This is a genomic window from Streptomyces sp. NPDC026417 (assembly GCF_055567695.1).
The window spans coordinates 24720-41877 of sequence record NZ_JBVHPY010000006.1; the positions used below are offsets into that span (position 1 = coordinate 24720).

Annotated in this window: 17 protein-coding genes and 1 pseudogene; 13 read left to right on the top strand and 5 right to left on the bottom strand. The window is 73.1% G+C overall.

All coding sequences use genetic code 11. The features are described from left to right. Positions 1 to 94 precede the first annotated feature (94 nt). Positions 95 to 307, bottom strand: a complete 213-nt coding sequence (locus ACZ4NT_RS11435; protein WP_467724876.1) for a hypothetical protein — start codon at positions 305 to 307, stop codon at positions 95 to 97. A gap of 197 nt (positions 308 to 504) precedes the next feature. On the opposite strand from ACZ4NT_RS11435, the gene ACZ4NT_RS11440 reads away from it, so the two are divergent. The 3 genes from ACZ4NT_RS11440 (at position 505) to ACZ4NT_RS11450 (ending at position 3618) form a co-directional block, all read left to right on the top strand. Then, positions 505 to 1068: a peptidase gene (locus ACZ4NT_RS11440; protein ID WP_467724878.1), complete on the top strand. Its 564-nt coding sequence runs from the start codon at positions 505 to 507 to the stop codon at positions 1066 to 1068. A 333-nt stretch (positions 1069 to 1401) separates the two neighbouring features. Continuing rightward, positions 1402 to 2409: an EamA family transporter gene (locus ACZ4NT_RS11445; protein WP_467724880.1), complete on the top strand. Its 1008-nt coding sequence runs from the start codon at positions 1402 to 1404 to the stop codon at positions 2407 to 2409. A 243-nt stretch (positions 2410 to 2652) separates the two neighbouring features. Beyond that, positions 2653 to 3618 (top strand): DMT family transporter, encoded by a 966-nt coding sequence (locus tag ACZ4NT_RS11450; protein ID WP_121404533.1) that lies wholly within the window; start codon positions 2653 to 2655, stop codon positions 3616 to 3618. A 119-nt stretch (positions 3619 to 3737) separates the two neighbouring features. On the opposite strand, the gene ACZ4NT_RS11455 is transcribed toward ACZ4NT_RS11450, so the two are convergent. Further along, positions 3738 to 4439, bottom strand: a complete 702-nt coding sequence (locus ACZ4NT_RS11455) for a pyridoxamine 5'-phosphate oxidase family protein (protein ID WP_467724882.1) — start codon at positions 4437 to 4439, stop codon at positions 3738 to 3740. 23 nt (positions 4440 to 4462) lie between these two features. On the opposite strand from ACZ4NT_RS11455, the gene ACZ4NT_RS11460 reads away from it, so the two are divergent. Further along, positions 4463 to 5794, top strand: coding sequence for an aminotransferase class I/II-fold pyridoxal phosphate-dependent enzyme (locus ACZ4NT_RS11460; protein ID WP_121404535.1), 1332 nt, complete (start codon positions 4463 to 4465; stop codon positions 5792 to 5794). A 181-nt stretch (positions 5795 to 5975) separates the two neighbouring features. Here the strand turns inward: ACZ4NT_RS11460 and ACZ4NT_RS11465 are convergent, their stop codons facing one another. Continuing rightward, a complete protein-coding gene (locus ACZ4NT_RS11465) occupies positions 5976 to 6908 on the bottom strand; it encodes a DMT family transporter (RefSeq protein WP_183116907.1) in 933 nt (310 codons plus the stop codon). Positions 6909 to 6982: 74 nt separating this feature from the next. Between ACZ4NT_RS11465 and ACZ4NT_RS11470 the strand changes: the two genes are divergently transcribed. Further along, a complete protein-coding gene (locus ACZ4NT_RS11470; RefSeq protein WP_121404537.1) occupies positions 6983 to 7888 on the top strand; it encodes a LysR family transcriptional regulator in 906 nt (301 codons plus the stop codon). A 30-nt stretch (positions 7889 to 7918) separates the two neighbouring features. Here the strand turns inward: ACZ4NT_RS11470 and ACZ4NT_RS11475 are convergent, their stop codons facing one another. After that, the gene (locus ACZ4NT_RS11475) at positions 7919 to 8386 is read right to left on the bottom strand and encodes a pyridoxamine 5'-phosphate oxidase family protein (protein WP_121404538.1); all 468 of its coding nucleotides are present in this window, start codon (positions 8384 to 8386) and stop codon (positions 7919 to 7921) included. A gap of 138 nt (positions 8387 to 8524) precedes the next feature. Here ACZ4NT_RS11475 and ACZ4NT_RS11480 point away from each other — a divergent pair, with 138 nt between their 5' ends. Next, positions 8525 to 9175, top strand: coding sequence for a cysteine hydrolase family protein (locus ACZ4NT_RS11480; protein WP_121404539.1), 651 nt, complete (start codon positions 8525 to 8527; stop codon positions 9173 to 9175). Between the two features lie 174 nt (positions 9176 to 9349). Here ACZ4NT_RS11480 and ACZ4NT_RS11485 read toward each other — a convergent pair whose 3' ends face one another. Further along, on the bottom strand, positions 9350 to 9829 hold the full coding sequence (locus ACZ4NT_RS11485) for a Rieske (2Fe-2S) protein (RefSeq protein ID WP_467724886.1): 480 nt from the start codon (positions 9827 to 9829) through the stop codon (positions 9350 to 9352). A 173-nt stretch (positions 9830 to 10002) separates the two neighbouring features. Between ACZ4NT_RS11485 and ACZ4NT_RS11490 the strand changes: the two genes are divergently transcribed. The 7 genes and pseudogenes from ACZ4NT_RS11490 to ACZ4NT_RS11520 form a co-directional block, all read left to right on the top strand. After that, the gene (locus tag ACZ4NT_RS11490) at positions 10003 to 10758 is read left to right on the top strand and encodes a HipA family kinase (protein ID WP_121404541.1); all 756 of its coding nucleotides are present in this window, start codon (positions 10003 to 10005) and stop codon (positions 10756 to 10758) included. Then, positions 10755 to 11138 carry a DUF3037 domain-containing protein gene (locus tag ACZ4NT_RS11495; RefSeq protein WP_121404542.1) on the top strand — a complete coding sequence of 128 codons (384 nt, stop codon included), beginning with the start codon at positions 10755 to 10757 and terminating at the stop codon, positions 11136 to 11138. Before ACZ4NT_RS11490 ends, ACZ4NT_RS11495 begins: the two co-directional genes overlap by 4 nt. 206 nt (positions 11139 to 11344) lie before the next feature. Next, complete coding sequence (gene fabG, locus ACZ4NT_RS11500; RefSeq protein WP_121404543.1) at positions 11345 to 12106, top strand: 3-oxoacyl-ACP reductase FabG; 762 nt, start codon at positions 11345 to 11347, stop codon at positions 12104 to 12106. A gap of 17 nt (positions 12107 to 12123) precedes the next feature. Continuing rightward, positions 12124 to 12885 (top strand): SDR family oxidoreductase, encoded by a 762-nt coding sequence (locus ACZ4NT_RS11505; protein ID WP_121404544.1) that lies wholly within the window; start codon positions 12124 to 12126, stop codon positions 12883 to 12885. A gap of 189 nt (positions 12886 to 13074) precedes the next feature. After that, positions 13075 to 14658, top strand: a complete 1584-nt coding sequence (locus ACZ4NT_RS11510) for an ABC transporter substrate-binding protein (RefSeq protein WP_183116908.1) — start codon at positions 13075 to 13077, stop codon at positions 14656 to 14658. A 235-nt stretch (positions 14659 to 14893) separates the two neighbouring features. Beyond that, complete coding sequence (gene ung, locus ACZ4NT_RS11515) at positions 14894 to 15577, top strand: uracil-DNA glycosylase (protein ID WP_121404546.1); 684 nt, start codon at positions 14894 to 14896, stop codon at positions 15575 to 15577. A gap of 133 nt (positions 15578 to 15710) precedes the next feature. Continuing rightward, a pseudogene (locus tag ACZ4NT_RS11520) lies at positions 15711 to 16220 on the top strand (hypothetical protein); the annotation flags it as partial. Between the last annotated feature and the right edge of the window lie 938 nt (positions 16221 to 17158).

Below are 17158 nucleotides of genomic sequence, written 5' to 3' on the forward strand. Positions count from 1 at the left end.
CCACCCCTTCGTGTCGGGCGCTGCGCCGGACGCAGCGAAGACGGTGTCGCGGAACGTAGCCGGAGGGGCCGGAACATTCAATACTGATGAACCGTCAGGAATCGCGTGGGCGAGGAACCTGCCCCACCCGCCGAATCACCGCGGAGTCGAACCGGTCGCACGCGCGCGGCAGGCCGCTTTCGTCGTGGCAGTGCCATGCCTCCCAGAACAGGTCGGCGAGCAGCGCGTCCCCGGGCGCGTACACCCGGTACACGTACTGCCTGCCGTCGATCGCCGGCAGGGCCACCAGCCAAGCCCCGCTCTCCATGTCCGTATCGGACGTACGCGGGAGCGGCCCGGTTGCCCGCGGGGCGCAGGGCAAGGCGGCGCGCGCCGGAGGGGGAGGAACGGCGCGATGTCATCCGTAGGGAGGAGACGCCGGGTGGGGATGCCCACCCTGTGTCGGACGGCAAGATGCTTCCCGCCGGGGATGCCCTCCGCCCGGCGGGCTGATGAGGTGAAGGAGTGTCACACGGTCCTCTCCAGCATCCGGCCCCCGAACAGGAGCCGAGCCGCACCCGCTCCGACGCCGGGCTCGGTGCCGAGCTCGCCCCGGTGGTCGCCGGTGCCCGCAGGAGGGCGCTGCGGGACGGTGACCGGCAGATCGACACGGCCCATCTGCTGCACACGCTCCTGGAGTCCGACCCCGAGGTGCGCGCCGCCTTCGAGAGCGGGCCGCAACTGGCGCGACTGTTCGGCTATCTCGTCCAGCGCAGCATCGGATACGGGCTGCGCTGGCAGAGTGCCGTCGAGGACTCGGGTGCCGCACCGGTGACCACACCCGGCGCGGCGGGCTGGTCGCCGGTGGCGGCCGGGGCGATGGACGGTGCCTGCGCGCGCGCCGGGCTCCGCGGTGAGTCCCGGGCGCGCGGGCTCGATCTGCTCGCGGCGCTGGTCGCCGACCCGGACTCGCGTGCCGTCGAGGTGCTCAGGCGCGCGGGCGTCGACCCCGAGGCGCTGCTGCTGCGCATCGACACCGGCGCGGGGCGCGAGGAGTGCGTCGGCGGCGTGGGCGAGGCCGGGCGCTGAGACGTGTGGCTCTCTCGCCGGAATGCCGAGGGCCGGCGCCGTCGCGTGGCCCTCTCGCCGGCACGCTGAGCACCGGCACCGGGGCTGATGGATGGTTTCTTCGCCGGAACGCCGAGGACCGGCGCCGTCGCGTGGCCCTCTCCCCGGCAGGCTGAGCACCGCCGGCGCTGAACCGGAGGCCCTTTCGCTGCCACGGCGAGGGTCGGCGCTGACGGGGATGTCCTTCGCCGGCGCACCGAGGGCCGGCCGCACCGCCGTACGACACCCCGGGCCGGTCCAGAAGTTGAGACAGGTGTCATCGGGGGTGACGCTCATGACGGCGCCTGTCATCATGTGCCGGTGCGTACGTCTCGGAGCAGTGAGCATCACCCGGGCAGGGGTGTCGGACTGGGCCTCGCCCTCGTGTCGGCGGTCGCCTTCGGCGGATCGGGTGTCGCGGCCAAGCCGCTGATCGAAGCGGGGCTCGACCCGCTCCACGTGGTGTGGCTGCGGGTCGCCGGCGCCGCCCTGGTGATGCTGCCGCTGGCGGTACGCCACCGCGCCCTGGTCCGGCGGCGTCCCGCCCTGCTCGCGGGCTACGGGCTGCTCGCCGTCGCCGGCGTCCAGGCCTGCTACTTCGCCGCGATCTCCCGGATCCCCGTGGGCGTCGCGCTGCTCGTCGAGTACCTCGCGCCGGCCCTCGTGCTCGGCTGGGTGCGCTTCGTCCAGCGGCGGCCGGTGACGCGGGCGGCGGCCCTGGGCGTCGTGCTCGCGGTCGGCGGCCTCGCGTGCGTCGTCGAAGTGTGGTCGGGACTCCGCTTCGACCTGTTCGGCCTGCTGCTCGCGCTGGGCGCCGCCTGCTGCCAGGTCGGCTACTTCGTCCTGTCGGACCAGGGGAGCGACGCCGGCGCCGAGGCCCCCGACCCGCTCGGCGTCATCGCCTACGGGCTGCTCGTCGGTGCCCTCGTCCTGACCGCAGTGGCCCGTCCCTGGACCATGGACTGGTCGGTGCTCGGAGGGAGCGCCGCGATGGACGGCACCTCCGTCGCCGCCGCGCTGCTGCTCGGCTGGATCGTGCTGATCGCCACCGTCGTCGCCTACGTCACCGGCGTCGTGTCCGTGCGCAAGCTGTCGCCGCAGGTGGCGGGTGTCGTGGCGTGTCTGGAGGCGGTCGTCGCGACGGTGCTCGCGTGGGTCCTGCTCGGCGAGCACCTGTCGCTGCCGCAGATCGTCGGCGGTGCGGTGGTGCTGGTCGGCGCGTTCATCGCCCAGTCGTCGGCGCCCGCGAAGCCGCCGGAGGGTCCGGTCGCCGGCGGCGGCGGCGCCGAAAGGGAGTTGTCCGCCCGCGGCACGGCCGCCTAGGGTGCTGCTCATGCACTCGGACGCACTCGTTCTCCCGCCCCCGGCCGCCTGAGGCGGGCCCCCGGATCCATCCCCGGCGCACCGCCGGGCGGAAAGGTGCTGCCCGCAGACGAAGTCCGAGGACCACTCCATGAGCCCGCGCCGTGCCTCCGGCACGGCCGCCGCCGTACCCCCTGAGCCGGGTGCCGCGCCTGTGGCGACGTGGTCCTTTTCCGAGCTTCTGCACCTCTGCGGAGAGAACACGTGTCGCACACCGCTTCAGGCCTGCCCGTCGGGCGGGGCCTGCTCTATCTGATCGTCGCCGGCGCCGCCTGGGGCACCGCGGGCGCGGCCGCCTCGCTGGTCTACGGGGCCAGTGACATGGGACCGGTCGCCCTGTCCTTCTGGCGCTGCGCGGGCGGACTCGTCCTGCTGCTCGGTCTGCGCCTGCTGCGGCCGCGTCCGGCGCCCGCGGTCCGCGAACCGCTGCGCCGTACAGCGTTGCGGACCGGTGTCACGGGCCTCGGGCTCGCCGTCTTCCAGACGGCCTACTTCGCCGCCGTCGGCGTCACCGGACTGGCCGTGGCGACCGTCGTCACGCTCGGGGCCGGTCCCGTGCTCATCGCGCTCGGCGCCCGGCTGACCATGGGCGAACGGCTCGGACGCGGCGGTGCCGCCGCCGTCGCCGGGGCGCTCGCCGGTCTCGCGGTCCTCGTGCTCGGCAGCGGCGGTGGGGCCGTACGGCCCTGGGGCGTCGTGCTCGCGGTCGTGTCGGCGGCCGGATACTCCCTGATGACGCTGCTCACGCGCTGGTGGGGCCGCCACGGCGGGGTCGATGCCTCCGGTACGACGGTGTGGGCGTTCGGCGTGACGACCGTCTGCCTGCTGCCCTTCGCGCTGGCCGAGGGGCTGCTCCCGCACACCGGACGGCCCGGGCACGTCCTGGTGCTGCTGGTGTACATCGCCGCGGTTCCCACGGCCCTTGCCTATGCGCTGTACTTCGCGGGCGCCGCGGCGGTCCGGTCGGCGACGGTCTCGGTGATCATGCTCCTCGAACCGGTGAGCGCCGCCGTGCTCGCGGTCGCCCTGCTGGGCGAGCACCTGACGGCGGCGACCCTCCTCGGCACGCTGGTGATGCTGGGCTCCGTCGCGGGCCTCGCGGTGGCCGAGGCGCGGGGCGCGGGAGCGGCCGGGCGTGCGCTCACGGCACCGGAGCGGGCCCTCGTCTGAGGCCGAGTGGGCGGGCGGGCGTGCCGTCGGCGTCGTCCGCCGCCGAGTCGGCGGGCGGGCCGGGAGACGGCGTCCCGTCGCCCGCCCGCCGACTCCCCGGTGTCACCGGCGGCCGTGCGTCACAGCGTCGTCAGGTAGTCGGGCAGGCCGACACCGGGATCCAGGTCGGCGGCCGGGACCGGGGTGCCGTACCCCTTGGCGAGGGGGACCACTCCGGTCCAGTGGGGGAGCGTCAGGTCCTCCGGCTCGTCGTTCGGGCCGCCGGTGCGCAGCTTCGCGGAGACCTCGTTCAGGTCGATGCGGATGACGGCGGTCGCGGCCAGCTCCTTGGCGTTGGCCGGCCGGGAGTCGTGGGAGCGGCCGGGCACGACGTGGTCCACCAGGGCGTCCAGGGCCTCCCTCTTCTCGTCCGGGTCCGTGACCTGGTGGGCGACGCCGTGCACCACGACCGAGCGGTAGTTGATCGAGTGGTGGAAGGCGGACCGGGCCAGGACCAGGCCGTCGACGTGGGTGACGGTCACGCAGACGGGCAGCCCGGGGTCCGCCTGCCCCGTCATCCGCAGCGGACGCGAGCCCGTCGAGCCGTGCAGGTAGAGCCGCTCGCCGACGCGGCCGTAGAGCGTGGGGAGTACGACGGGGGCGCCGTCGCGGACGAAGCCCAGATGGCAGACGTACCCCTCGTCGAGTATCGAGTGCACCATCTCGTGGTCGTAGGCCGCGCGCTCCCGGGAGCGGGTCGGGACGGTGCGGTCGGTCGGGGTGTAGGCAGCGGGCTGCGTCGTCCCGGTCTGGGTGCTCGTCTCCGGCATTGCGCTCTCCATTGTACTAGTGCATAATCTGGTTTGTGCTAGGAGAGTATCGGATCGAGGGAAGCCGCGCAGCCGAGATTGCCGCGAGCGTGGAGCGTGCCGTGGGTGCCGGTGAGCTGGAGCCAGGGCAACTGCTTCCGCCGATGCGGGAGTTGGCGACCGAACTCGGCGTCAATCCCAACACCGTGGCGGCCGCCTACCGAACGCTGCGCGAGCGCGGTGTCATCGAGACCGCGGGCCGCCGCGGCAGTCGCGTGCGCTCCAAGCCGGCCACCACCGGGCGGGAGCACATCGGCGTCCGCGTGCCGCCCGGCGTGCGCAACGTGGCCGACGGCAACCCCGACCCGGCGCTGCTGCCGGCCCTCGCCGGGGCGTTCGCGGCCGCCGCGGCCCGGGCCGACCGCGCGCCGGTGATGTACGGCGAGGACGCGGTGGATCCGGAGCTGGCGCGGCTCGCCCGGGCCGGCCTCGACGCGGACGCGGTACCGGACGGGCCCGTCGTCGTGACCTCGGGATCGCTGGACGCCATCGAGCGGGTGCTGGCGGCTCATCTCAAGCCGGGTGACGCCGTCGCCGTCGAGGATCCGGGCTGGGGCAGTCTCCTCGACCTCGTGCCCGCCCTCGGCCTGCGCACGGTCCCGGTCGGCGTCGACGACGAGGGTCCTCTCCCGGAGGACGTGCGCCGGGCGCTGGAGTCCGGTGCGCGCGCCCTGATCGTCACCGACCGGGCGCAGAACCCGACCGGCGCCTCGGTGACCGCCGCACGCGCGCGTGCCCTGCGCGCCGTGCTCCGCGCGCACCCGCGCACGCTGCTCGTCGAGGATGACCACGGGCACCGGATCGTCGACCTGCCGCTGCATCCGCTGGCCGGGGTCACGGACCACTGGGCCCTCGTCCGCTCCGTCGCCAAGGCCTACGGTCCCGACCTCCGGCTCGCGGTCCTGACCGGGGACGAGGTCACCGTCGACCGCGTGCACGGGCGGCAGCGCCTGGGGCCCGGCTGGGTGAGCCTGCTGCTGCAGCGGGCCGTGGCCCACCTGTGGTCCGCCGGGGCGGTGGACGCCCAGGCGGTGGCGGCGTCGTACGGGCGGCGCCGGGAGGCGCTGATCGCGGCCCTTGCCGAGCGCGGGGTCGAGGCCCGCGGGCGCAGCGGAATGAACGTGTGGATCCCCGTCCCGGACGAGACGGGAGTGGTGGCGCGGCTGCTGCACGCGGGCTGGGCCGTGGCGCCCGGCGCCCGCTTCCGGATGAGCGCACCGCCCGGCATCCGGATCACCGTCTCCACGTTCACCGCGGAGGACATCGGGCCGGTGGCCGACGCCGTCGCCTCCGCGCTCGGTCCCACCCCGGTGCGCCGCTACGTCTGAGGGCCGCTCGGGTCACGGCCCTGGAGTCGTCCCGGGGGCGCGGCGTGACGCGTGACGTCCGGGGGTGCCGCGGTGCGTGGGGCGTCCGGGGTGTGGCGGCTTGCGTGGCGTCCGGGGGTGCCGCGGCGCGTGCGGCGTCCGGGAGCCGCAGTGCCGTGCGGCGTCCGGGATGTGGCACGGGTCAGCGGCGCGGCTTGACCTGGGTCAGGGCCGCTCCCGCGAGGACGATCACCGCGCCGACCGGTGTCGACCAGGTCAGCGACTCGCCCAGGATGGCGACACCGGCGCCGGTGGCGATGACCGGGATGAAGTAGGTGACCATCTGCGCCGTCGTCGGCCCGACCTCGGCGACCAGGCCGTACTGGATGAGTACGGCCAGCCCCGTGCCGAGCGCGCCCAGGGCGGCGATCGCGAGCAGCGGCACCAGCGGGAAACGGGCCGGGAAGGTGGTGAACAGCGGGGTGACGAAGGCCAGTTGCACCGTCGCCAGGAACAGCTGCGCGCCGGTCATCGCCAGGTGCGAGTTGCCCGACCCGGCCAGGGTGCGCCGGAGGTAGATCCAGCCGACGGGATAGCTGAGCGAGGCCGCCAGCGCCATCGCGGTGCCCCTGGCGTCCAGACCGCTGAACCCCTGCCAGGCGCCCAGCACCGTCAGTACGCCGACGAAACCCAGCCCGAGCCCCGCGACCCGGACCCGGGTCGGCCGGTCCTCGGAGAGGGCGACCATGGACAGGGCCATGCCCCACAGCGGTGAGGTCGCGTTGCAGATGCCCGCCAGCGTGGACGGGATCGTCAGCTCCGCGTAGGCGAACAGCGAGAAGGGCAGCGCGTTCAGCAGGAAGGCGGCGACCGTGAGGTGGCCCCAGGTGCGCGCTCCGCGCGGCAGCCGCTCCCGCTTCACCGCCATCGCCGCCGCGAGCACCACGGTCCCGAACACCAGCCGCCCGAGCGTGACCTGGAAGGGCGCGTACCCCTCGGTGCCGACCTTGATCAGAAGGAAGCTGAAGCCCCAGACCAGGGACAGGACGCCGAAGCGCAGCCGCCAGTCGAGGGCCGGACGGCGGGCGGGGGCGGAGGCGGGGGCGACGGGCCTGGAGGTGGTGACGCTGCTCATGAACCCCACGATGAGGCAGGCAATCTCGTAGCACAAGCGAGATTTTGCAAGCAATATCTCGTAGCATTGCTTACATGTTGAACCTGGAGCGCCTGCGCACCCTCGATGCCCTCGCCCGGCACGGTTCGGTCAGTGCCGCCGCCGAGGGACTGCACGTCACGACCTCGGCGGTCTCGCAGCAGATGGCCAAGCTGGAGCGCGAGGCCGGACAGCAACTGCTCGCCAAGAACGGGCGGGGCGTGCGCCTCACCGACGCCGGGCGGCTGCTCGCCGACCACGCCGCGCGCATCCTGTCGCAGGTGGCGCTCGCCCAGTCCGACCTGGAGGCGCAGCGGGGGCAGGTGGCGGGCGAGCTGCGCCTGGCCGCCTTTCCCACCGCGGCCCGGGGGCTGTTCCCGGCGGCGCTGGCCGCGCTGCGCGCCGCTCACCCCGGGCTGCGGCTGCGCTCGTCCGAGCTGGAGCCGGAGGCGGGGGTCGCCGGAGTGGTGCGGGGCGACCTCGACCTCGCGGTGGTGCTCGACTGGTACAACAAGCCGATGCCGCTGCCCACGGGACTGGTCAAGGCGTCCATCCTCGACGATCCGGCCGACGTTGCGGTCCCGGCCGGGCACCGGTTCGCCGACCGTGCCGAAGTGGACCTCTGCGAGTTCGCCGAGGACGAGTGGATCACCTGGGGTCAGGGCGAGTTCTGCCACGAGTGGCTGATGTTCACCCTGCGGTCCAAGGGCGTCGAGCCGCGCATCGGCCATCGGGCCGCGGAGACGCACACCCAGCTCGGTCTGGTCGCCGCGGGTCTCGGCGTCTGCGTCGCGCCCCTGCTCGGCCGTCATCCCGTCCCGGAGGGGATCGTCATGGTCCCGGTGAAGCAGCGGGTACGCCGGCACGTGTACGTCGTGTGGCGGGCCGACGCCGACCGCCGCCCGTCGATCCGGGCGGCGGTCGAGGCGCTGCAGGAAGCGGGCCGGGCGCTCGCCGCCTGAGCGGGCGGCGGCGCCGGTGGGGCTCCTCGGCTACAGCGACGCCAGCTTCCGGAAGTCCCAGGAGGCGACCGCGTCGGGGGTCAGCCGCATCCAGGCGTGCCGGCCGTCGTGCGGCAGCTCGTCGATGCCGAAGTTCTTCTGCGCGAACAGCCGCTCCACGGCGACCAGTTCGGGGCACGGCTCGCCCGTGCGCGGCACCTCGCCGACGAACTCGACGGTGCCGGACAGTTCGGCGCCGCGCAGTTCGCCGTACTCCTCGCCGGTGTCCACGACGACGGCGACGCGCGGGTCCCGGCGCAGATCCGCCCAACGCCTGCTGCGGGTAATCGAGTACAGCCAGAGCGACGTGCCGTCCCAGACGAACCACAGGGTGCTCACGTGCGGGGCGCCGTCGGCGGACACCGTGGCGACGCGGCAGGTGCGCTGACCGCTCAGGAACTCGTCCAGTTCGTCCGGTGTCATCATGATCTTCCGGCCCCGGCGCTGAGTGACGGCCATACGGTCCCCTCTTCTCGGACGTGCACGTCGGACCCCGGTGGCTGACGCTCCGTCAGGAAAGCAGCATGGGGCGTCTAGCGCCCGCACGCAATGGTCGTTAGTCTCGCCCGCTCCGGCCGTCCGTGACCAGGGGGAGCCATGCCGTCGTACGAACAGCTCCGCGAACTCCTCGATCCCGCCTCCACCGTGCTGCTCACCGTCGAATGCCAGCAGGGCGTCGTCGGCCCGGACAGTGCCCTGCCCGAACTCGCCAAGGAGGCCCGCGCGTCCGGGGCGATCACGAACGTCGCCCGACTGGTCGCCGCCGCCCACGAGGCCGGGGTGCAGGTGATCCACGCGATCGCCGAACGCCGGCCCGACGGCCGGGGGGCCAACCGCAACGCGCGCCTGTTCCGGGCGGCCGGACGGCTGCCCGTGCAGCAGCTCACGGGCAGCACGGCGGTGCGGGTCGCGCCGCCCGTCGAGGTGGCCGAGGAGGACATCGTCGTACGGCGACTGCACGGCCTGTCGCCGCTCTCGGGCACCGACGTCGACCCGCTGCTGCGCAACCTGGGCTGCCGCACCCTCGTCGTCACCGGCGTCTCCGCCAACGTGGCCGTGCCCAACGCGGTGTTCGACGCCGTCAACCGCGGATACACGGCCGTGGTGCCCGCGGACGCCATCGCGGGCGTGCCCTCGGACTACACCCCCGCGATGATCCGCCACACGCTCGCCCTGGTCGCCACCCTCACCACCACGGACGAGGTCCTGGCCTGCCTGGGGGGCCCTCGCCGCGCACCCCGGGCCTGAAGTCCCGCCGAAGGCGACGGTGTTGAGGCCGCGCAGCGCCTCGGCTGGAGGGCGCGCTCAAGCGGCTTGGGCGCAACGGTGTTGCAAGCGCACCGTGCGTCCCTGGCGTGAAGGTGACCCCCACGGAGCGGGGTCGAAGCGCGCGGCCGGCCCCCCGACCGGCCGCGCGCAGTCTCAGGCGAGTTTGATCGCGTCCCCGTCCACCGAGATCTCGGCGGCGGCCAGCGGCTTGGTCGCCGGCCCCTTCCTGACGCTGCCGTCGGCGGCCGAGAACCGGCTGCCGTGACACGGGCAGCTGATCACGCCGTCCGAGATGTCCTTCACGGCGCAGCCGGCGTGGGTGCACTTGGACGAGAAGGCCTTGAAGGTGCCCGCCGTCGGCTGGGTCACCACCACTCCCTGGTCCGCGAAGACCTTGCCGCCGCCCTCCGGGATGTCGGCGGTCTTGGCCAGGACCGTGCCGCCCGCGGCGTCACCGCCGCCCGAGGCGGTGCCGTTCTGGCTCCCGGGCTTCACCTCGGAGGAGCCGGCCGACTTGTCCTCAGACCCGCACGCGGTCAGCGCGACGGCGATCCCGGCCGCCCCGACCGCCGCCACCACGGTCCGACGGGCCGGTCCCGTGACGGGCGCGGGCTCAAGCGATTCGCTGGTCATGCTGACGTTCCCTTCAACGAACACGGCTTCGATCCACCCAGGGGTACGGCCCGCCCGGGCGCCCTGTTCAGAACGGCGTGCGGACCGCTGCACATCCGGCCGGCCCCGGATCTCCCGGCCGGGCACCGGGCGGACCGGCCCGGCGTCCGTGAACTCACCAGTAGCCTGGGGCGATGCTCAAGGAAGTGATCGCGACCCGCTACATCACGCCCCTGCGTGAGGGCGGCTCGCTGCCGGGACTCGTCGAGGCCGACGATCTCGGGACGTACGTCATGAAGTTCACCGGGGCCGGGCAGGGCCGCAAGACACTCGTCGCGGAGGTCGTCTGCGGTGAACTCGCCCGCCGTCTCGGGCTGCGCGTGCCCGGCCTCGTGACGATCGACCTGGACCCGGTGCTGGGGCTCGGCGAGCCCGACCAGGAGGTGCAGGAGCTCCTCAAGTCCAGCGGCGGCCCCAACCTCGGCATGGACTTCCTCTCCCGCGCCCTCGGCTTCGACCCCCTCGCCTTCGAGGTGAGCCCGGAGGAGGCCGGCCGGATCGTCTGGTTCGACGCGCTCGTCAACAACGTCGACCGCTCCTGGCGCAACCCCAACCTCCTGGTCCGCCAGGGCGACCTGTGGCTCATCGACCACGGCGCCACCATGATCTGGCACCACAACTGGCCCGGCGCACGGGCCTCGGCGGCCAAGCCGTACGACGCCTCCGACCACGCCCTCGCCCCGTTCGGCCCCGACGTCGCGTCCGCCGCGGCGGAACTGGCGCCCCTCGTCACCGAGGAACTGCTCACCGAGGTGACCGCCGAGATCCCCGAGGCGTGGCTGGCCGGCGAGCCGGGCTTCGACTCGGCGGACGCGCTGCGCCGTGCCTACGCGGAGCCGCTCCTGGCCCGGGCCGCCGACATCCACGAGCGCATCAAGGGAGAGAAGTGAGCGAGCGGGACGTCTTCGAGTACGCGCTGCTGCGCGTGGTGCCGCGCGTGGAGCGCGGGGAGTGCTTCAACGCGGGCGTGCTGGTGTACTGCCGGGCCCGGTCCTTCGTCGTCGCGCGCACCCATCTGGACGAGGGAAAGCTGCGGGCCCTCGACCCGGAGGCGGACGCGGCCGGTGTCCGGGCCGCGCTGCGGGCCGTGGAAGGCGTCTGCTCGGGTGGGAAGGCGGCAGGCCAGGCCGCGCACGACGACGCCGGGCGGCGCTTCCGGTGGCTCATCGCGCCCCGTTCCACGGTCGTCCAGCCGGGACCCGTGCACACCGGACTCACCGCGGATCCGGGGGCCGAGGCGGAGCGGTTGCTCGACCTGCTGGTGAGGTAATGGATCACATGCACGCGGTGTGCCGTTGACACCGAGTGCCAGGGCTTCTAGCGTCACGTCTGCCGAGGGTACTAAGCGGTCGCTCACCGGACGGGCGTACCGTGTGAGCCGCAGGCTTCTCAGGACTCCCGAGGCTTCCGCAAGGGCGCCGAGGGTGCCGAGACAGGCATGACGACAGGCTTTTCCAAGGGCGAGGAGAACCAGCAATGTCCACCACTGAGCAGCGCGTCGCCGTGGTCACCGGGGCCGCGCGCGGCATCGGCGCCGCGACCGCCGTACGACTGGCGGCCGAGGGCCGTGCCGTCGCCGTGATCGACCTCGACGAAGCCGCGTGCAAGGACACCGTGGAGAAGATCACCGCCGCCGGTGGCAAGGCCATCGCGGTCGGCTGCGACGTCTCCGACGAGGCCCAGGTCGAGGCCGCGATCGCGCGTATCGCCGCGGAGCTCGGCGCGCCGACGATCCTGGTGAACAACGCGGGCGTGCTCCGCGACAACCTGCTGTTCAAGATGGAGGTGTCCGACTGGGACACCGTCATGAACGTGCACCTGCGCGGCGCCTTCCTGATGTCCAAGGCCTGCCAGAAGCACATGGTGGACGCCAAGTTCGGCCGGATCGTGAACCTGTCGTCGTCCTCGGCGCTCGGCAACCGCGGCCAGGTGAACTACTCCGCCGCCAAGGCCGGTCTGCAGGGCTTCACCAAGACCCTGGCCAAGGAGCTCGGCAAGTTCGGCGTCACCGCCAACGCCGTCGCCCCCGGGTTCATCGTCACCGAGATGACCGCGCAGACCGCGGCGCGCGTGGGCATGGACTTCGAGGACTTCCAGGCCGCGGCCGCCACCCAGATCCCGGTGCAGCGCGTCGGCCGCCCCGACGACATCGCCAACGCGATCGCCTTCTTCACGGGCGAAGAGGCCGGCTTCGTCTCCGGCCAGGTCATGTACGTCGCCGGCGGACCCCTCAACTGAAGCCGGGAGGCACGGACATGACCACACTCCCCGAACTCTCCGGCAAGGTCGCCCTCATCACCGGTGGCAGCCGCGGCATCGGCTACGGCGTCGCCGAGGCCCTGATCGCCCGCGGTGACCGCGTCTGCATCACCGGCCGCAACGAGGACGCCCTGAAGGAAGCCGTCGAGGCACTCGGCTCCGAGCGTGCCATCGGCGTCGCGGGCAAGGCCCACGACGAGGCCCACCAGGCCGTCGCCGTGGAGCGCACCATGGAGGCCTTCGGCCGCGTCGACTTCCTGGTCAACAACGCAGGTACGAACCCGGTGTTCGGGCCGATCGCCGAGCTGGACCTCAATGTGGCGCGCAAGGTCTTCGAGACCAACGTCGTCTCGGCCCTCGGCTTCGCCCAGCAGACCTGGAAGGCCTGGCAGAGCGAGAACGGCGGCGCGATCGTCAACATCGCCTCCGTCGCCGGCCTCGCCCCGTCGCCCTTCATCGGCGCGTACGGCATCAGCAAGGCCGCGATGATCAACCTGACCGTGCAGCTCGCCCACGAGTTCGCACCCAAGGTCCGGGTCAACGCGATCGCGCCCGCCGTCGTCAAGACCAAGTTCGCCCAGGCGCTGTACGAGGGCCGGGAGGAGGAGGCGGCCGCCGCTTACCCGCTCGGCCGGCTCGGCGTCCCCTCCGACATCGGTGGCGCCACGGCCTTCCTCACCTCGTCGCAGTCGGACTGGGTGACCGGTCAGACGCTCGTGGTCGACGGCGGCATCTTCCTCAACGCCGGCGTCGCCTGACGACCGTGTCGACGCGGGCGCGCATATGGACAGAAACAGCGCCCGCGTCGACATTCGAGGCGCTGACAGGGGGATGACAACGTAGTCACATCCCTCCTGATCAAGTGCCCCGCGGATACCCGGTTCCCCCGGCGGGGCACTGCGGTATCGTCTGCCGACCCTTGGTACGGCAGATCGAGGAGCGTGCGCGTGTTCAACCGGAACAGATGTCTGCGTCAGCTGGCGGCCATCACATCCATATCCATGGTGACCGGGTGCGGTGTCCTGTCCGCGGACTCCTCCGACGACAAGGGGCCGATCGTCGTCGGCACCACCAGCGCCCCCAGCACGCTGGACCCTGCCGCCTCCTGGGACGGTTCCTGGGAGCTGTTCCGCAACATCTACCAGACCCTGCTCAGTTACCCGTCCGGCGCGACCGCGCCCGAGCCCGACGCCGCCGAGAGCTGCCGGTTCACCGACGACTCCAACCGGGCCTACCGGTGCGTGCTGCGCAAGGGTATGAAGTTCTCCGACGGTGACCGACTCGACGCGCGCGCGGTCAAGTACTCGATCGACCGGATCAGGAAGATCAACGTATCCGGCGGCCCCGCGGGCCTGCTGGGCAGCCTGGAACGCGTCCAGGCGCTCGGTGACCGCGAGGTCGTCTTCCACCTCAACAAGCCGGACGCCACCTTCCCGTTCGTCCTGGCCACCCCCGCCATGGCGATCGTCGACCCCGACGACTACCCGGCCGGCGCGCTGCGCAAGGACGGCAAGGTCTCCGGATCCGGGCCGTACAGCCTGAAGTCCTACGACGAGGGCAAGCGGGCCGAGCTGGTCAAGAACGACCACTACGACGGGTTCGCCGACCGGAAGAACGACGCGGTCACCATCCGCTACTTCCAGGACTCGGCCCAGATGGTCGACGCGCTGCGGGAGAAGAAGATCGACGTCACCTTCCGCGGTCTGGCCGCCAAGGACATCGTCGCGCTCCAGGGCCAGCGGGCCAAGGAGGAGGGTCTCCAGCTCGTCGAGGGCGCGGGCACCGAGATCAGCTACCTCGTCTTCAACCCGAAGGACCCGTGGGCGAAGAAGCCCGCGGTCCGCAAGGCGATCGCCCAGATCGTCGACCGGCCCGCGATCGCCCACAAGGTCTACAAGGACACCGTCGACCCGCTGTACTCGATGGTCCCCCGGGGACTGATCGGGCACACGACGGCCTTCTTCGACGACTTCGGGGACCCCAGCACGTCCAAGGCCCGGAAGATCCTCGCGGACGCGGGCATCACCGAGCGCGTCCCGCTCACCCTCTGGTACACCACGGACCGCTACGGCTCCGAGACGGCCCCCGAGTTCGAGGAGCTGAAGAACCAGCTCAACGCCTCCGGCCTCTTCGAGGTGACCGTCAAGGGCCGCCCCTGGAAGACGTACGAGGCCGGCTACCGCAAGGGCGAGTACCCCGTGTTCGGACGCGGCTGGTTCCCCGACTTCCCCGACGCCGAGAACTTCATCGCGCCGTTCGTGGGCGAGCAGAACGCGCTCGGCACGCCGTACAAGTCGCCCGAGATCACCGGGGTGCTGCTGCCGGAGTCGCGCCGGCAGAGCGACCGCGGGGCCGTGGTCAAGCAGTTCGAGGCGGCGCAGCAGATCCTCGTCGACGACGCGCGCCTGCTGCCGCTGTGGCAGGGCAAGCAGTACGTGGCCGCGAGCGAGGAGATCTCGGGCGGCGAGCGGGCGCTCGACCCCTCGACGATCATGACGATGTGGGAGCTGCACCGGAAGACCAGCTGGTGACACCGGCGCCGCGTGACCACCGGGACGCGGGGTGCCCCGGCCGGGTGGGCTGAGGGCGCGAGCCGGGCGCGTCGGAACGCGCCGCCGGGAGCCGGACCAAGGTCGGGATGCGCGTCCGCCGGCTCGGGAGCCGGGATCGCGCCGGGGTGTGCCGGGACGGGGATCGGGGCCGACTGTCAGTGGTCGCCTGTAGGTTCTGAGGCCTGGAAGTGACCGCACATCGGAGGAAGTTGACGTGACCGACATTGCCATGCTGCCCGAGTCCTGGCGCGACGTCCTGGGCGAGCAGCTGCAGCAGCCCTACTTCAAGGAGCTCACGGAGTTCGTTGAGGAGGAGCGCGCCAAGGGTCCCGTCTACCCCCCGCGCGAGGAGGTCTTCGCCGCGCTCGACGCGACTCCGTACGAGCGGGTGAAGGTGCTCGTCCTGGGCCAGGACCCCTACCACGGCGAGGGCCAGGGCCACGGTCTGTGCTTCTCGGTCCGCCCCGGCGTGCGGACCCCGCCCTCGCTGCGGAACATCTACAAGGAGATGAAGGAGGAGCTCGGCACCCCGATCCCGGACAACGGCTATCTGATGCCGTGGGCCGAGCAGGGCGTGCTGCTGCTCAACGCGGTGCTGACCGTGCGGGCCGGAGAGGCCAACTCCCACAAGGGCAAGGGCTGGGAGAAGTTCACGGACGCGGTGATCCGCGCGGTGGCCGACCGTCCCGACCCGGCCGTCTTCGTGCTCTGGGGGAACTACGCGCAGAAGAAGCTCCCGCTGATCGACGAGGAGCGGCACATCGTGGTGAAGGGCGCTCATCCCTCCCCGCTGTCCGCGAAGAAGTTCTTCGGCTCGCGCCCGTTCACGCAGATCAACGAGGCGGTCGCCGCGCAGGGCCACGCCCCGATCGACTGGCGGATCCCGGACCTCGGCTGACGGGGGAGCGGTGCCGCGCCCGGGTGTCCGGGCGTCACCGGCGCGGCGCAGCGCTGTACGGAGCCGCCTGACCGTGATTGTCGGTGCCTGCGGCTAGCGTCGTGGTCGACGGGCGACGAGCTGGGAGGACGCGGTGGCGGAGCAGCAGGAGCAGGCGGCGCCGGACGCCATGATGACGCGCATCGGACAGGCCGTCATGCTGCATCACGGCGGTGACCGCGAGGAGGCCCGGGGCCGTTTCCTGGACCTGTGGGCGGAGATCGGCCAGGACGGCGACCCCCTGCACCGCTGCACCCTGGCGCACTACATGGCCGACACCCAGGACGACCCCTCGGACGAGCTGGCCTGGGACCTGCGGGCCCTGTCGGCTGCGGAGGAGCTCACCGACGGACGGGTCGCCGCGCACCACGAGTCGCTCGCGGTGCGCGCGTTCTATCCCTCGCTGCATCTGAACCTGGCCGCCGACTATGTGAAGCTCGGCCGCTCCGGGGCGGCCCGCAGCCATCTGCGCCGGGCCCGCGGCGCGCTCGGCGCGCTCGGCGCGCTCGGCGACGACCCCTACGGGGAAGGGGTGCGGGCGGCGATCGGCCGACTCGAAGGGAAGCTGGGCGAGGCGGAGGGCCCCGAGGGGAGCCCCGGTCCCTCGTCGGCCCCCGGGCCGTCCCGGGGGGCCGGGTCCTCGTACGGGGTGGGTCCTGCGTACGGGGCCGGGCCGTCGCGGGGCCCCGGTCGCGGCCCGGAGTCCGGTCACGGCATCGACCCCGGGCAGCCCGGTCGCGGCCCCGGATCCGGCGGCGCTCCGGGGGCGGCTCCCTCCGGTGGCCCCGCGGGGGAGACGCCGAGACCGCCGAGGCAGCAGCGTCCTTAGTGCTGTGCCCCGGGAGGGCAGTCCGCGGTGAAGGCATCCCGGAAGGCGCTCGCCGGGTGAAGGCGCCCCGCCCCGGGAGGCGACCCCGAGGGCACCCCGACCCGGGGAAAGCGCTCCGCAGTGCGGGTACCCCGGAATGCGCTCGGCGTTGGAGGCACCCCGGAAGTAGCTCGCCGGGTGAAGGCGCCCCGCCCCGGGAGGCGACCCCGCGGTGACGGCACCCCGCCCTCCGGCCCCGGCGTGGCGACCGCTTCCGTGTGGCCGGGGGCCCGTCGCGGCGACGGACGGCCGGGGCCGGCTGCCGCCCGTGCTCCCGCGGTCGTCAACGCCCGTAGAAACCCTTGCAGATGACGGCCTCGGGGCTGTCCGACGCCCAGCCCCCGTACGTCCTCCCGAGCGCGCACACGTCCGCGTTCCTCCGTGGTGTCCGGGGCGCGGGCGGGACGGCGGCCCGGTCCTCGGGCCGGTGCCGTTGCGGCGGCGGGTTCGCGTGCCGAGGATGCGGCGGCACCGGTGGCGGCGCCGCGGGGACCGTCGGGGCGGCCGACCGGTGCGGCGCGGGCGTGCTCGGTGCGGTGGGACGGGGGCCGACGCGTTCCAGCGCCTCCCGGGCGGGGGCCTGGACGACACGCGGCTCGGGGGGGGGGGGGGGGGGGGGGGGGGGAGGGGGGGGGGAGGGGGGGGGGGGGGGGGGGGGGGGGGAGGGGGGGGGT

Coding starts and splice junctions, on each gene's coding strand:
- ACZ4NT_RS11470 (WP_121404537.1), top strand. CDS start 6,983: ATGTTGAACCTGGAGCGCCTGCGCACCCTCGATGCCCTCGCCCGGCAC.
- ACZ4NT_RS11485 (WP_467724886.1), bottom strand. CDS start 9,829: ATGACCAGCGAATCGCTTGAGCCCGCGCCCGTCACGGGACCGGCCCGT.
- ACZ4NT_RS11480 (WP_121404539.1), top strand. CDS start 8,525: ATGCCGTCGTACGAACAGCTCCGCGAACTCCTCGATCCCGCCTCCACC.
- ACZ4NT_RS11455 (WP_467724882.1), bottom strand. CDS start 4,439: ATGGAGAGCGCAATGCCGGAGACGAGCACCCAGACCGGGACGACGCAG.
- ACZ4NT_RS11465 (WP_183116907.1), bottom strand. CDS start 6,908: ATGAGCAGCGTCACCACCTCCAGGCCCGTCGCCCCCGCCTCCGCCCCC.
- ACZ4NT_RS11490 (WP_121404541.1), top strand. CDS start 10,003: ATGCTCAAGGAAGTGATCGCGACCCGCTACATCACGCCCCTGCGTGAG.
- ACZ4NT_RS11475 (WP_121404538.1), bottom strand. CDS start 8,386: ATGGCCGTCACTCAGCGCCGGGGCCGGAAGATCATGATGACACCGGAC.
- ACZ4NT_RS11505 (WP_121404544.1), top strand. CDS start 12,124: ATGACCACACTCCCCGAACTCTCCGGCAAGGTCGCCCTCATCACCGGT.
- fabG (WP_121404543.1), top strand. CDS start 11,345: ATGTCCACCACTGAGCAGCGCGTCGCCGTGGTCACCGGGGCCGCGCGC.
- ACZ4NT_RS11435 (WP_467724876.1), bottom strand. CDS start 307: ATGGAGAGCGGGGCTTGGCTGGTGGCCCTGCCGGCGATCGACGGCAGG.